The following is a 12157-nucleotide window of genomic DNA, read 5'->3' as shown; positions in this document are numbered from 1 at the left end:
CCGGCGCTGGCAAGAAATCAGTGGGGGACGATCGTGGCGGGCAAGGGCCAGCGGGTGCAGGGCGGGTGCGCCTGCGCGTTGGCGTCCGGCGCACGCAGCTCCGGATGGTCGTAGGGCAGGTAGGCCTGCCAGTACCAGGGAAAGCAGACCGATCCCAGCTTGTATTCGATGAGGTAGGGAAAAATGCTGTCGGCGTTGGAACTGTTGCTCATCAGCAAGAGGCAGTCGCGACCATCGCGCACGCACACGGCGATGTTGCGGGTGCCGTCGTCATGGCCGCCCTTGAAGAACGCGCGCCCCTCCGGTGTCCGATACACGCTCCAGCCCAGGCCATAGGCCAGCCGGATGTCTTCGTTGTCGGAGGTGGTCCCGGTGGAAAGGGTCGGGAACTGTTGCACCGAGCCGATGCGCACCTGATCACCGAACAATTGTTCGCGTGCGGGGGCATCCAGGCCCTCGCTGCGCGAGAGGCCGGCCAGGAACGCGGCGAAGTCGCGCAGGGTCGTATCCATCGAACCGGCGGCGCGCACCGCGCCGCGCCGCTTGTGGCCGAGGGGTTTCCCGGTCTCGTCGTAGCCCTGCGCGAGTTCCGTGGCGAACGCGTCACGCCAGGTCATGCCGCTTCCCCGCATATCGAAGCGATCGAACACTTTTTCCTGCATCAGGACGCCGACATCGATGCCCAGGCCGTGCTCGATCACGAATTGCAGCAGGTTGATGCCTTCCCCGGAGTAGGCGAAGCGGCCGCCGGGCTCGAACGCGAAGGCGAGCTTCGCATGCTCGTCGTAGCCCTGCGGAGTGAAGAACCGGAAGTTCGGAAAGCCGGCCGTATGCGCCAGCAACATCCGCGCCGTCAGCCGGCGCCAGCGCTCGTCGCCGGCCAGGTCGGCGTACTTCCCGTACTCCGGCAGCGGGCGGGACAGGTACTCGGCGATCGGGCGATCCAGATCCAGCCGGCCATCCTCGACCAGCCCCATCACCGCATAGGCGAACGCGCCCTTGGTGAGCGATGCCGCGTACATCGTGGTATCGGGTGTCAGCGGCAGGTTCCGTTCGACGTCGCGCAGGCCGTAGGTCTTGAGCTCGGTCACTTTGCCATCATGGATGACGGCCAGCGCGAGGCCGGTCACGCGTGCCTCCCGCATCAATGCTTCGACCGGGTCGGGGGCGGTTCCCGCGGACACGCCCGCAACCGGGGAAGCGACGGCACACAGGCACAACAGCAGCGACCACATCCCGTTCATGGTTCGGCCTCGCGTCTTGTCGTGGAGCCGTCGCGGCAAATCCCTCGCCGCGGCGGGAAGCGGAAGGATCAGTCCTTGCCGCAGTCGTCGATGTCTTTCTGGTCCAGATTGGCGTACGGACGGAATGCCGGCACCTGCGCCGCCAGCGCGTCCTGGGCGGTGCGCAGTCCGGTCAGGCGGGTGCAGATCTTGTTGGCTTCGGCCTCGATTTTCTTGGCCTCGGCTTCCACCCGCGCGTCGATGTCGTCGGTGTTTCCGCTGAGCACGCCGCTGATCGCCGCGCCAACCGCCTTGCCCGCCATCTTGGCGCCCTGCTTGCCGACCGCGATGCCGGCCTGGGTGATGCCTTCCAGTTCGCCGTAATAGGCGGAGACCAGCTTGCGCTGATCCGGTGTCAGCGCCACCGCCTTGCCATCGATGATCAAGTCGCCATTGGCGCCGACCTTGGCCTTGGGATAGCCATCCGCGTCGATGGTGAGTTCGCCGTCACCGAAGCGGGCGACCTTGCCGTTGCCACTGTCGATGCTGGTCTGCGGCTTGCAGGCGGCCAGCGAGAGTGCCAGCACCAGGCCGATGCCCAGGCCGGTGGAAAGGGATGGGATGCGCATGGCGGAACTCCTCAATGGCGACGGGGAAGGGAAACGGTGCCGCTGACACCGGAGTGATCGACAGAGCCGCTGCCGACGGAGCGGACCGTCAGGTTGCCGCGTGCCTCGCGCACGCCGAGGTTGCCGGATCCGACGCTGCCGACCACGACATCACCACCGATCCCGGCGAGCTCCGCGTCGCCGGAGCCGATGGATCCGATTTCCACCGGGCCCTGGGTGTCCTCCAGTTCGAAATCACCCGAACCGATGGTGCCGAGCCGGACCGCACCGCGGATGTTGCGCGCACGTGCGTCGCCCGAACCGATGTCGATGCCCTGGAGCGAGCCCGCGCCGTCGATGTCGATATCGCCGGAACCGACGTCGAATGCGACCAGGCCGCGGGTCTCACGGATGATCGCATCGCCCGAACCGACATCCACGCTCACGATTGCGGCGCCGCGCACTTCCGCATCGCCGGAACCGACCTTGATCTGCACCGGAATGTTGTCGGGCACGCTGCCGGTCATTTCCAGATAGGCGTAGTGGTCGCTGAAGAAGATGCCGCGGAACTGACCTTCGCGGCGCAACCGCACCACCAGCTTGTCTCCCTCGCGCTGCTGGGTGACGGTCAACTGCGGCAGCAGCTTCGCCTCCGAGGCGCAGGCGCGGCCCTGCAGGGCGGACTTGCCGCCGGTACGCGCCACCAGCTTCAGATCATGCGAGGCGACGTCGAAGACCACGGCCTTGGCATCCCCCACGTCCAGAGCCAGCTGGCGGGGTTCGGTGTGCTTGCAGTGGTCGCCGGCCAGGGCGATGGCCGGCGACAGGGCGGCCAGGGCCAGGACGGTCAGCGGCAGGAAAACGCGATGCATGGGAATCTCCGTGCGGGCGGTGGATGGACTGCGGTGGCTCGGAAAGGGGCGGTGGCGGACCGCCACCGCCCGCGTACCTTACTCGCTGTCGCGCCAGCGGCGCAGGTAGATGGCGGCAGCGATCAGGCCGACGCCGACGACCGCGCCAATCCACAGGTCGGCGGTACCGAAGACGTGCCAATTGTTGCCCAGGTTCATCATCCGCATCAGGTCGTCAGGCGTGTTCACGTCCTGGCCGGCCAGCTGGCTTTCGGTGAGGCTGCGCGGCGACCAGGTGCCTGGCAGTACGCTCAGCAGGCCGCGATAGACCACGGTGTACCAGAGCGGGCCATAGGGGATGTCGATGCCCAGGATGCCCAGCATGCTGATGATCACGCAGGCCAGCACCGGAATCAGCACCGCCCACAGGAACGGCTTGCTGCGCGACCAGGCCGAGCAGAACATCAGCCAGCCAACCGCGGGCAGGGCCCAGAACAGATAGATGGGCAGGGTCGACAGCACGTTGGTGATGACGCTCAGCGGATGCGAGTGGGTGAACATCGCCCAGCCGCCGGGCATGCCCATGATGCCCATCGCGCCGGCCGCGATGACCCAGAGCGCCACGCCGACCAGCACACCGATGCCGACAGCCAGCAGCGGGGCCAGGAACAGCGCCCAGACTGCTTTAGACAGGACCATCTGGGTATCGGTGACCGGCAGCGACTTCCAGAAAAGGATGCTGCGGTCGCGGCGATCGTCATGCAGCGTCCCGAGGGCATAGAAGAACACCACGAAGGCCAGCACGATCTGGGTCAGACCCATGCCGCCCATCAGGATGCCGTCGCCGACCGCGCCGATCTGGCGGACGTGTTCGGCCATGTCGCCGTCCATGCCCATGTTGATGGCGACGTCGCTCTTTACCTGGAAGAACTTGATGACCCCGATCAATGCGGCGATGAAGGACAGCACCGTGATGATCGCGCCGGTGATGACCGGTGCCCACAGGAAGCCACCGCGGTTTTCCCAGAACTCCCGTTTCAACAGCCACTTGAAGGCGGAGCCTTTGGTGGCATGCACAGTGGTGGCGGTGTTCATGCGTAGGTTCCTTTCATGATGGCGACGAACAGATCGGCCAGACCGGGATTGCGGGTCTCGCCAAGCTCGGAGAGCCGGCCGCGGTCGACGCCGTCGTACAGCAGGACGGTCTTGCCGAACGGCAGGCCGCGTTCGTCGATGGGATTCAGGGTGCGCGCCAGGTCGGCCTTGTCGGACGAAACCAGCAATTCGGTATAGCGTTCGGCCACCTCGTCCATCTGCGCGGTCAGCACGATCCGGCCATCGCGGATGAACATCACGTCGGTGAGGATGTGTTCGATTTCCTCGACCTGGTGGGTGGTGACGATGATCGTCTTCTGTTCGTCGAAGTAGTCTTCCAGCAGGCGCTGGTAGAACTGCTTGCGGTACAGGATGTCCAGGCCCAGGGTGGGTTCGTCCAGCACCAGCAGGCGGGCGTCGATGGCCATCACCAGGGCCAGGTGCAACTGCACGATCATGCCCTTGGACATCTCGCGGACCCGCAGGTCGGGGCGCAACTGGGTGTTGGCGAGGAAACGCTCGCACTTGGCGCGGTCGAAGCGCGGGTGCACGCCGGCCACGAAGTCGATGGCTTCACGGACCCGCATCCAGCGCGGCAGAACCGCCACGTCGGCGATGAAGCAGACATCGTTCATCAGCTGGCCGCGCTGCTTGCGCGGGTCCAGGCCCAGCACCTTCAGATCGCCCTCGAACGGGGTCAGGCCCAGGATGGCTTTCAGCGCGGTGGTCTTGCCGGCGCCGTTGGGGCCAATCAGGCCGATGATCTTGCCGGCCTCGATCTGGAAACTGGTGTTGTCCAGCGCCAGCTTGCTCCGGTAGGCCTTGCGCAGGCCGTGGGCGGATACCACGGTATTGGAAATCACGGCGCTCATCACTTGTTCCCCTTGGCTTGCAGCAGTTCCTCGATCGACAGCCCCAGGCGTTCGATGCGCTCGGCCACCGTCGGCCATTCGTCGTGCAGGAAGCGTTCGCGCTCGCTCTTGAGCAGCTTCTTGGAAGCCTCGTCGGTGACGAACATGCCCAGGCCGCGGCGCTTCTCCACCAGCGCCTCGTCGGCCAGTTCCTGGTAGGCGCGCGAGACCGTGATCGGATTGAGCTGGTACTCGGCCGCCACCTGGCGGACGGAGGGGAGGGCATCACCCGGTTTCAGAACTCCGTCTAGCATCATGGCGATCACCCGGTCCTTCAGTTGGCGGTAGATGGGAGCACCGTCGCTCCACTGGATGTTGACCATGGCTCAACCCCGTGGGCGCAGCGACTGCGCGAAAGAGAAGTAGGGCATCGACAGCGTGGCGCGGGCGCGGCGGCGCGGGTGGACCTGCGCTTCCCCGGTAGCGGACGTGGCTTCGATGGTGGAATCGACGCCGGCCAAGGGACTGCCTTCCATGGCATTCCGCTGGCGGGTTTCGGTGGCGCCGACCAGCAGACCCAGGGTCAGCAGGGCGCCACTGGCCGCCAGGCCGGACAGCGTATTGAGCAGTTTCGGTTTCATTGCGTCTCCCCCTTTCATTGGGTGAGTGGTGTTGTATGTAACTATAACACCAAAACACAGGCCGTCAACCGGGGTGAGGCGGTTTCGTAACCCAACTGAAGGCATACTTGTCGTCCCCAGCGGTCAGGAGCCTGGAATGAAAAGCAAGCGATTGAAACTAATGGCTTTTATGGCCGTTTTTGCGGTGGCTGGAAGCGCCTGGGCGGCCGGACTGCTGGACGTCAGCTACCGGCCGCTGGCCGGCAAGGCACCGGTCCGCCTGAACGACAAGTACGCCGGACAGGTGTTGCTGGTCGTCAACACGGCCAGTAAATGCGGGTACACGCCACAGTACGAAGGCCTGGAGGCGCTGCACCAGAAATACGCCGGGCGGGGATTCGCGGTACTCGGCTTTCCTTCCAACGATTTCAAGGGGCAGGAACCCGGCGACGAGCAGCAGATCCAGGAGTTCTGCACGCTGACCTACGGCGTCAAGTTCCCCATGTTCGAGAAGGTCCATGTGATCGGACCCGAAACCACGCCGCTCTATCGCGCGCTCACGAAAGCCACCGGTGTCGCGCCGGGCTGGAATTTCCACAAATACCTGATCTCCCGCGATGGCCGGGTGGTGGCGAACTTCCCCAGCAAGACCACCCCGGATGACCCGGCCCTGGTCGCCGCGATCGAACGCGAACTGAAGGCCGCGCGGCGTTGAGCCCTGCACGCGGCCGCGGCTTGCATGCGACAATGCGGGTTTGGCGCCGCCATCGCGGCGAGTTGCGAGGAGTTTAGGGATGAAGCGGTCGGTTCGCGGTTTCGCCGCGTGTTTGGCAATCACTTTTTCGATGCTGGGAGGCAGCGTGTCTGCACAGGAAAAAACCGCGCTGGCGAATGAGCGTGAGAAGGTCAGCTATTCGGTCGGTCTGGATCTGGGCCAGTCGTTCGAGCCGATTGCCAAGTTCATCGATCTGGCTTCGTTCGAGCGCGCGATGAAGAACGCGATGGATGGTGGCAAGCCGCTGATCAGCCAGGAAGAGGCGCAGGCGACCGATCAGGCGCTGCGCATCAATCTCGCGGCCAGCCAGGGCCAGCAGATTCCGGGCATGCCGCCGGGCAGCCAGCCGCCGGCCGTGGCCAAGGACAAGGTCGGCCTGATGCTGGGCAGCTACATGGTCGGTCCGTCACTGGCGCCGTTGAAGCAGGATCTGGATCTGGCGGTGGTGATGCAGGCCATGCGCACCGCGTTGGACAAGGGCGCCAAGCCGCTGCTGACGGCCGAGGAGGCCAAGGCGACGATGGAAGCGTTCATGATCCGTCGCCAGAGCGAGAGCGCGCAGCGCAACCGCGCCGAGGGCAGCAAGTTCCTGGCCGAGAACAAGGTCAAGAAAGGCGTGATCACCACGCCGTCGGGCCTGCAGTACATGGTGTTGCGCGAAGGCAATGGCGCGCGTCCGACCCCCAGCAGCCGCGTGCGCGTCAACTACGCCGGCGCTTTGCTGGACGGCACGGTGTTCGACAGTTCCTACGATCGCGGCCAGCCGGCCGAGTTCGGCCTGAACCAGGTGATCCCGGGCTGGACCGAGGGCGTTTCGCTGATGCCGGTCGGTGCCAAGTACCGTTTCTGGATTCCGGGCGATCTGGCCTACGGCAAGGATGGCGCGCCCGGCGGCAAGATTGGACCGGACGCGACGCTTACTTTTGACGTCGAGTTGATGGGCATCCTGCAATAACTCTGCATTCCCCCATTCACGGAATTCCAGCATGCGAGTAGCGATCTTCGGCACCGGTTATGTCGGCCTGGTGACAGGTACCTGTCTGGCCGAGGTCGGCCACGACATCATCTGCGTCGATATCGATGCGGCCAAGGTCGAGGGGCTGAACAACGGCATCATCCCGATCTACGAGCCGGGACTGGAGCCGATGGTGAAGGCCAACCATGCCGCCGGCCGCCTGCGGTTCACCACCGATGCGGCCGAAGCGATCGCGCACGGCGAAGTGGTGTTCATCGCGGTGGGGACGCCCCCCGACGAGGACGGCAGCGCCGACCTGCAGTACGTGCTGGCGGTGGCCCGCACCATCGGCCAGCACATCCAGCGCCCCACCGTCGTCGTCGACAAGTCGACGGTGCCGGTCGGCACCGCGGACCGCGTGCGTGACGCGATCCAGGCGGAACTGCAGAAGCGTGGCGTGGAGATTCCGTTCGACGTGGTCTCCAATCCCGAATTCCTGAAGGAAGGCGACGCGGTCAAGGATTGCATGCGCCCGGATCGCATCGTGATTGGTGCCAATAATCCGACCGCGATCGAAAAGCTCAAGCGCCTGTATGCTCCGTTCAATCGCAACCACGAGCGCATCGTGGTGATGGACGTGCGCTCGGCGGAGCTGACCAAGTACGCGGCCAACGCGATGCTGGCGACCAAGATCAGCTTCATGAACGAGATTGCCAACATTGCCGAGCGCGTGGGGGCCGACATCGAGCATGTGCGCCAGGGCATCGGCTCGGATCCGCGCATCGGCTGGTACTTCATCTATCCGGGCGCCGGATACGGCGGTTCCTGTTTCCCCAAGGACGTGCAGGCGCTGGCCCGCACGGCCCAGCAGCACGGCTATACGCCACGGCTGCTGGATGCGGTGGAGGAGGTCAACGATGCCCAGAAGGGCCATCTGTACGAACTGATCCAGCGCCACTACGACCGTGGCGAGGACGAGGGCGTGCGTGGCCGCACGTTCGCGGTCTGGGGGTTGGCGTTCAAGCCCAACACCGATGACATGCGCGAGGCATCCAGCCGCCGCCTGCTGGCCCAGTTGTGGGAGGGCGGCGCCAGGGTGCGGGCCTATGATCCGGAAGCCAGCCACGAGGCGCAGCGCATCTTCGGCGAGCGCGATGATCTGGTGCTGTGCGATTCGGCGGCGTCCGCGCTGGATGGCGCCGATGCGCTGGTGGTGGTGACCGAGTGGAAGCAGTTCCGCAGCCCGGACTTCTCCCGCCTCAAGGGCGTGCTCAAGGACGCGGTGATCTTCGACGGTCGCAACCTGTACGAGCCGGCCGAGGTCGAGCAGGCGGGCATCGCCTATTACGGCATCGGACGAGGACGTTCCCTCCATGCCGAATGACCTGTTTTCGCAGGATCGCCTGGAACAGCGCCTCGTCGAGCTGGAAACGCGTCTGACCTTCCAGGAGCAGGCCATGGCCGAGCTCAGCGAAGCGCTGGCCGACGCCCGCGCCGAGAGCGGGCGCAATACCGCGCTGCTGATGAACCTGCTGTCGGACCTGCGCAAGCTGCGGGGCGAGTTGTACGCCGATCCCGCCGACGAGCCACCACCGCCGCATTATTGATACGCTTGGCACCGCGCCCGTCATGGGCGCGCTGTGTTCACCGCCGAATTTCCGCAATGAGCGATTCCCTCCGCGATCAACTCCTGGGCCTGGGCTTCAAGCCCGCGCCGAAGCCCGAACGCAAGCCGCAGGCCGGCAAGCCGGGCCAGTCGTCACACAAACCGCAGGCACGGCATCCGGGCAAACCGGGATCGGCCGGCGGCAAGGGCAAGCCGGGCTCCGGCCGTCCGCATGGGCCGCCGGGCGGGCAAGGGGCGGGCAAGAGCGGCAAGCGCGAGGCGGATATCGATCTCGCAAAGGCGTACGCGATTCGCGCGCAGAAGGAAAAGGACGAACGCATCGAGGCCGAGCGCCTGAAGCAGGAAGAAGCCCGTCTTCGCCGCGAGGCCAAGCTGCGGTTGGAAACCCTGTTGAAGGACAAGGCGTTGAACGATGCCGGCGCCGAGATCGCGCGGCATTTTCCGTACGGCGGCAAGATCAAGCGCATCTATGTCAACGAAACCCAGCTCAAGGCGCTCAATGCCGGCGAACTGGGCGTGGTGCAGTTGAACGGCCGCTACCTGCTGGTGACCGCGGAGGTGCTGGCGCAGGCGGAAGCCGCGTTCGCGCCGTCCGTCGCCTTGAAGGTCGATCCCGGTGCGCCGGCGGCCGAGGATCCCTACGCGGATCCCCAGTTCCAGGTGCCCGACGATCTGGTCTGGTAACCCGCCCCGGTGATGGAACGGGCACCGACGCTGTGCCTGTTGCCCGGACTGGATGGGACGGGGCGGCTGTATCGCAACCTGATACGCCAATTGGACGCGGACTTCGAGGTCCGCACGCTGGCCTATGACAGCCGCCGGTTTGACGGTTACGTCGGGCTGGCCGACCGCATCGCTCCGCAATTGCCGCAAGGCCGGGACTTCGTCCTGGTCGCTGAATCCTTCGCAGGCCCCCTGGCGGTCGAACTGGCGGCGCGACGTCCGCCGGGATTGCGGGCGCTGATACTGGCCGCGAGCTTCATCTCATCGCCGTTGCCGGCCAGCCGCCCGCTGGCGCGTGCGCTGGAGCGCCTGCCGGCGATGCTGCCACCGGGCCTGTTGCTGGAACGCGTGCTCGCCGGACGCGGCGCCGGCGGGGAATTGCGCGAAGAACTGAAGACGATACTCCGGGACATCCCGACGGAAATACTGAGGGCGCGGGCACTCGCCGCATTGCGCAGTGACGCCGGCTCGATGCTGGAACAACTGGAGTTGCCCGTACTGTATCTGGCCGGCGCGCATGACCGGCTCATCGGCGGTCATGCAGGAAGGGAGGTGCTTCGCAGGGCGCGGGATGCGGAACTGCGCCGGATCGATGCGCCGCATTTCCTGTTCCAGGTTTCGGCCGCGGCCGCGGCGGCCGCCATCGTCGATTTCCTCAGGCGGCGACGGATCACCTAGTCCGGCGACCGATGGACGCCGGCCTGTGCGGGCATCAGCCAACGCCACGCGATGATTGCGGCAAGCAGGGCGAAACCGCCGGCGGCCGCAAACGCCGTCGAGCCACTGAACCGCCACAGTTGGCCGGCGATCAGCGCACCGGCGACGCCGCCGATCCCGGACGAAAGGCCGTAGAACACGCCCTGGCCGTGGCCATTGAGCCGGCCGGGGAAGAAGCGTGCAAGCAGCTGCATCGCGGCGGCGAAGAAGGCGCCGAAGTTCAGCGCATGGGTGACCTGCGCCAACCCCAGCAGCCAGACGTTTTCCGGCCACAGGGCGCTCGCCCACCAGCGCAGCGCGGCGCTCAGCATGGCCACGGTCATCACCTTGCCCGCGTCCCAGCGGCGGAAGATCCGCGCCGACAGGAAGAACACGCCGATTTCGGCCAGCACGCCCACCGTCCAGAACAGGCCGAGCCGGGAGGCCGAATAGCCGTGCTCGCCCAGATAGATGGCGAAGAACGTGTAGTAGGGCCCGAATGAAATCTGGGTGAGGAAGGCGGCGACAAAAAAGGCGCGCACCGCAGGTTGGCGCAGGCGCGTGCGGAAACCCGCCTGGTCCGCGGCACCGGCTTCGCGCGGAGGATGCTCGTAGTGGTTGGCGTAGGCAGAAGCCAACAGGCCCGCGAGCAGCGGCAGCATCAGCCAGGGCAGGCTGGCGGCGCCGAAATGGTCGAGCAGCGGGCCGTACGAAGAGACCACCACGATGAAGCCGATCGAGCCCCAGACCCGGACCTGGCCATAGCGGTGCGGTTGCGTTGCCAGATGGCTCAGGGTGATCGATTCGAACTGCGGCATCACCGCGTTGTAGGCGAAGCAGAACGCGCACATCACCGCGAACAGGCCGGTGAAGCCGAGCGGCGGCAGGAAGGCGGCGAAGGCGAGCAGGGTCAGCCAGCAGCCCAGGTGCAGCCAGCGGATGGGGCGCGGCGATCGGGCCGCCATCGTGGTCCAGGTGCTGGGAGCAACGATGCGGGTGGCGTACCACAGACTCATCAGTACGCTGATGGCGCCCACCTGCATGCCGCGCGATTGCAGGAACAGGCTCCAATACGGCGTGAATGCGCCCAGTGCCGCGTAGTAGGCGAGATAGAAGCTCGACAGGCGCGCCATTGGAACGGCGACGGGCAGGGAGTCGCGGGTCGATGTCACGGCATATCCCGCACGGGATCGTCCAGCCGTTCACGTGTCCCGTGCGCCAGCCGCCGAAGATGCGAGATGCCCAGATCCCGAATCAGCGAATGGGTCTGGTGCGGCAGCGGCGAATCGTAGAGATCGTGCGGGGCCACGTTCTTGCCAGGCACACCGGGGACGAACTCCACACCGGCTGCGGCATAGCAGTGCTGGACCAGGGCCGAGCAGTACAGCGCGCCTTCCTTGGCCAGCAGGTTGTCGCGCTGGCGCAGCCTCGTGCTGTGCATGGCGAACAGCGTGCCGACCAGCTCACTCAGCGAATAGCTGGACAGGCCGGCCAGCAGTTCGAGCCCGGCGACCTGCGTTTGGCGGATCTGCGTGTCGTCCAGTCCGAAATCCAGCACGGCGAGGTTGGGGAATGTCTCTTCATCGAAATAGCGGGCCAGCCGGTTTTCCTGCACGCCTAGGCGAATCTGGCGGTAGCGCAGATCCAGATCCGACTCCAGCACCCACCAGTGCCCATCGACGTGCTGTTCCATGAAGATGAAGGCATGCGACCACAGGCTGCGATGACCGTCGCCGGTCAATGGCGCCTGGGCCTTGCGGATCAGCTTGTTGATCCAGTCGCGCCCACCGGAGAGGCCGATCCGGCCCGGTGCGGCGTGCTTGAGCAGGAAGGCGGTGTTGGCGCTGCTGGCGGCGTCCATGCGGAGGCGATGCGATGGGGAACGCGGATCCTAAACGATGCCGCACGGGACGAGGCCTGCGGCGGCGTGACGCCGTGTCTTTTCGGACTCTTTCATTCAAACAGGCTCGGATAGCCCCTTTTCAAAAAGGGGCGGGTGCCTGTGAAGCGGGTGACGCGGGATTGGCTCTTCGCGCCAAAAGCAAATCCCCTTCAATCCCCGTTTTGCAAGCGCTCCTCAACAGCCGAATGGCTGGTCAAGGGGGAGGTAAAAGCCGAGCCTTTCCCGACTCC

Annotated in this window: 15 protein-coding genes; 6 read left to right on the top strand and 9 right to left on the bottom strand. The window is 65.7% G+C overall.

Translation table 11 applies throughout. The features are described 5' to 3' along the window. Positions 1-17 precede the first annotated feature (17 nt). From AC3DEZ_RS12180 to AC3DEZ_RS12150, 7 genes are all read right to left on the bottom strand, one after another. Positions 18-1244, bottom strand: a complete 1227-nt coding sequence (locus AC3DEZ_RS12180) for a serine hydrolase domain-containing protein (RefSeq protein WP_488388438.1) — start codon at positions 1242-1244, stop codon at positions 18-20. Positions 1245-1312: 68 nt separating this feature from the next. After that, positions 1313-1852 carry a DUF2884 family protein gene (locus AC3DEZ_RS12175; RefSeq protein WP_488388437.1) on the bottom strand — a complete coding sequence of 180 codons (540 nt, stop codon included), beginning with the start codon at positions 1850-1852 and terminating at the stop codon, positions 1313-1315. 11 nt (positions 1853-1863) lie between these two features. Continuing rightward, complete coding sequence (locus tag AC3DEZ_RS12170; RefSeq protein ID WP_488388436.1) at positions 1864-2703, bottom strand: DUF4097 family beta strand repeat-containing protein; 840 nt, start codon at positions 2701-2703, stop codon at positions 1864-1866. Positions 2704-2781: 78 nt separating this feature from the next. Next, entirely contained in the window at positions 2782-3777 is a 996-nt protein-coding gene (locus AC3DEZ_RS12165; RefSeq protein ID WP_488388435.1) for an ABC transporter permease, read from the bottom strand. After that, positions 3774-4649 (bottom strand): ABC transporter ATP-binding protein, encoded by an 876-nt coding sequence (locus AC3DEZ_RS12160; protein ID WP_488388434.1) that lies wholly within the window; start codon positions 4647-4649, stop codon positions 3774-3776. The genes AC3DEZ_RS12165 and AC3DEZ_RS12160 overlap by 4 nt, the downstream gene beginning before the upstream one ends. Then, positions 4649-5011: a GntR family transcriptional regulator gene (locus AC3DEZ_RS12155; protein ID WP_447101964.1), complete on the bottom strand. Its 363-nt coding sequence runs from the start codon at positions 5009-5011 to the stop codon at positions 4649-4651. The genes AC3DEZ_RS12160 and AC3DEZ_RS12155 overlap by 1 nt, the downstream gene beginning before the upstream one ends. 3 nt (positions 5012-5014) lie before the next feature. After that, positions 5015-5269, bottom strand: coding sequence for a hypothetical protein (locus AC3DEZ_RS12150; protein WP_488388433.1), 255 nt, complete (start codon positions 5267-5269; stop codon positions 5015-5017). A gap of 136 nt (positions 5270-5405) precedes the next feature. Here AC3DEZ_RS12150 and AC3DEZ_RS12145 point away from each other — a divergent pair, with 136 nt between their 5' ends. The 6 genes from AC3DEZ_RS12145 to AC3DEZ_RS12120 all read left to right on the top strand — a co-directional run bounded on the left by AC3DEZ_RS12145 (position 5406) and on the right by AC3DEZ_RS12120 (position 10006). Next, positions 5406-5963, top strand: coding sequence for a glutathione peroxidase (locus AC3DEZ_RS12145; protein ID WP_488388432.1), 558 nt, complete (start codon positions 5406-5408; stop codon positions 5961-5963). 79 nt (positions 5964-6042) lie between these two features. After that, entirely contained in the window at positions 6043-6978 is a 936-nt protein-coding gene (locus AC3DEZ_RS12140) for an FKBP-type peptidyl-prolyl cis-trans isomerase (protein WP_488388431.1), read from the top strand. Between the two features lie 31 nt (positions 6979-7009). Next, positions 7010-8362, top strand: coding sequence for a UDP-glucose dehydrogenase family protein (locus AC3DEZ_RS12135; RefSeq protein ID WP_488388430.1), 1353 nt, complete (start codon positions 7010-7012; stop codon positions 8360-8362). After that, the gene (locus tag AC3DEZ_RS12130; protein WP_447101968.1) at positions 8352-8585 is read left to right on the top strand and encodes a SlyX family protein; all 234 of its coding nucleotides are present in this window, start codon (positions 8352-8354) and stop codon (positions 8583-8585) included. Before AC3DEZ_RS12135 ends, AC3DEZ_RS12130 begins: the two co-directional genes overlap by 11 nt. Before the next feature lie 56 nt (positions 8586-8641). After that, positions 8642-9289: a DUF2058 domain-containing protein gene (locus AC3DEZ_RS12125; protein ID WP_488388429.1), complete on the top strand. Its 648-nt coding sequence runs from the start codon at positions 8642-8644 to the stop codon at positions 9287-9289. A 12-nt stretch (positions 9290-9301) separates the two neighbouring features. Beyond that, on the top strand, positions 9302-10006 hold the full coding sequence (locus AC3DEZ_RS12120) for an alpha/beta fold hydrolase (protein ID WP_488388428.1): 705 nt from the start codon (positions 9302-9304) through the stop codon (positions 10004-10006). Here AC3DEZ_RS12120 and AC3DEZ_RS12115 read toward each other — a convergent pair. Further along, positions 10003-11157 (bottom strand): MFS transporter, encoded by a 1155-nt coding sequence (locus AC3DEZ_RS12115; protein ID WP_488388505.1) that lies wholly within the window; start codon positions 11155-11157, stop codon positions 10003-10005. The genes AC3DEZ_RS12120 and AC3DEZ_RS12115 overlap by 4 nt on opposite strands. Positions 11158-11192: 35 nt before the next feature. Continuing rightward, entirely contained in the window at positions 11193-11885 is a 693-nt protein-coding gene (locus tag AC3DEZ_RS12110) for a hypothetical protein (RefSeq protein ID WP_488388427.1), read from the bottom strand. Positions 11886-12157 lie beyond the last annotated feature (272 nt).

Source organism: Pseudoxanthomonas sp. 134C1 (genome assembly GCF_057773065.1).
The sequence above is the reverse complement of the archived record's forward strand: the minus strand, read 5'-3'. Positions and strand labels throughout refer to the sequence as shown.

Bases quoted from the DNA above. Each gene is read 5' to 3' on its own strand.
- AC3DEZ_RS12180 (WP_488388438.1), bottom strand. From the start codon at position 1,244: ATGAACGGGATGTGGTCGCTGCTGTTGTGCCTGTGTGCCGTCGCTTCC.
- AC3DEZ_RS12175 (WP_488388437.1), bottom strand. From the start codon at position 1,852: ATGCGCATCCCATCCCTTTCCACCGGCCTGGGCATCGGCCTGGTGCTG.
- AC3DEZ_RS12170 (WP_488388436.1), bottom strand. From the start codon at position 2,703: ATGCATCGCGTTTTCCTGCCGCTGACCGTCCTGGCCCTGGCCGCCCTG.
- AC3DEZ_RS12165 (WP_488388435.1), bottom strand. From the start codon at position 3,777: ATGAACACCGCCACCACTGTGCATGCCACCAAAGGCTCCGCCTTCAAG.
- AC3DEZ_RS12160 (WP_488388434.1), bottom strand. From the start codon at position 4,649: ATGAGCGCCGTGATTTCCAATACCGTGGTATCCGCCCACGGCCTGCGC.
- AC3DEZ_RS12155 (WP_447101964.1), bottom strand. From the start codon at position 5,011: ATGGTCAACATCCAGTGGAGCGACGGTGCTCCCATCTACCGCCAACTG.
- AC3DEZ_RS12150 (WP_488388433.1), bottom strand. From the start codon at position 5,269: ATGAAACCGAAACTGCTCAATACGCTGTCCGGCCTGGCGGCCAGTGGC.
- AC3DEZ_RS12145 (WP_488388432.1), top strand. From the start codon at position 5,406: ATGAAAAGCAAGCGATTGAAACTAATGGCTTTTATGGCCGTTTTTGCG.
- AC3DEZ_RS12140 (WP_488388431.1), top strand. From the start codon at position 6,043: ATGAAGCGGTCGGTTCGCGGTTTCGCCGCGTGTTTGGCAATCACTTTT.
- AC3DEZ_RS12135 (WP_488388430.1), top strand. From the start codon at position 7,010: ATGCGAGTAGCGATCTTCGGCACCGGTTATGTCGGCCTGGTGACAGGT.
- AC3DEZ_RS12130 (WP_447101968.1), top strand. From the start codon at position 8,352: ATGCCGAATGACCTGTTTTCGCAGGATCGCCTGGAACAGCGCCTCGTC.
- AC3DEZ_RS12125 (WP_488388429.1), top strand. From the start codon at position 8,642: ATGAGCGATTCCCTCCGCGATCAACTCCTGGGCCTGGGCTTCAAGCCC.
- AC3DEZ_RS12120 (WP_488388428.1), top strand. From the start codon at position 9,302: ATGGAACGGGCACCGACGCTGTGCCTGTTGCCCGGACTGGATGGGACG.
- AC3DEZ_RS12115 (WP_488388505.1), bottom strand. From the start codon at position 11,157: ATGGCGCGCCTGTCGAGCTTCTATCTCGCCTACTACGCGGCACTGGGC.
- AC3DEZ_RS12110 (WP_488388427.1), bottom strand. From the start codon at position 11,885: ATGGACGCCGCCAGCAGCGCCAACACCGCCTTCCTGCTCAAGCACGCC.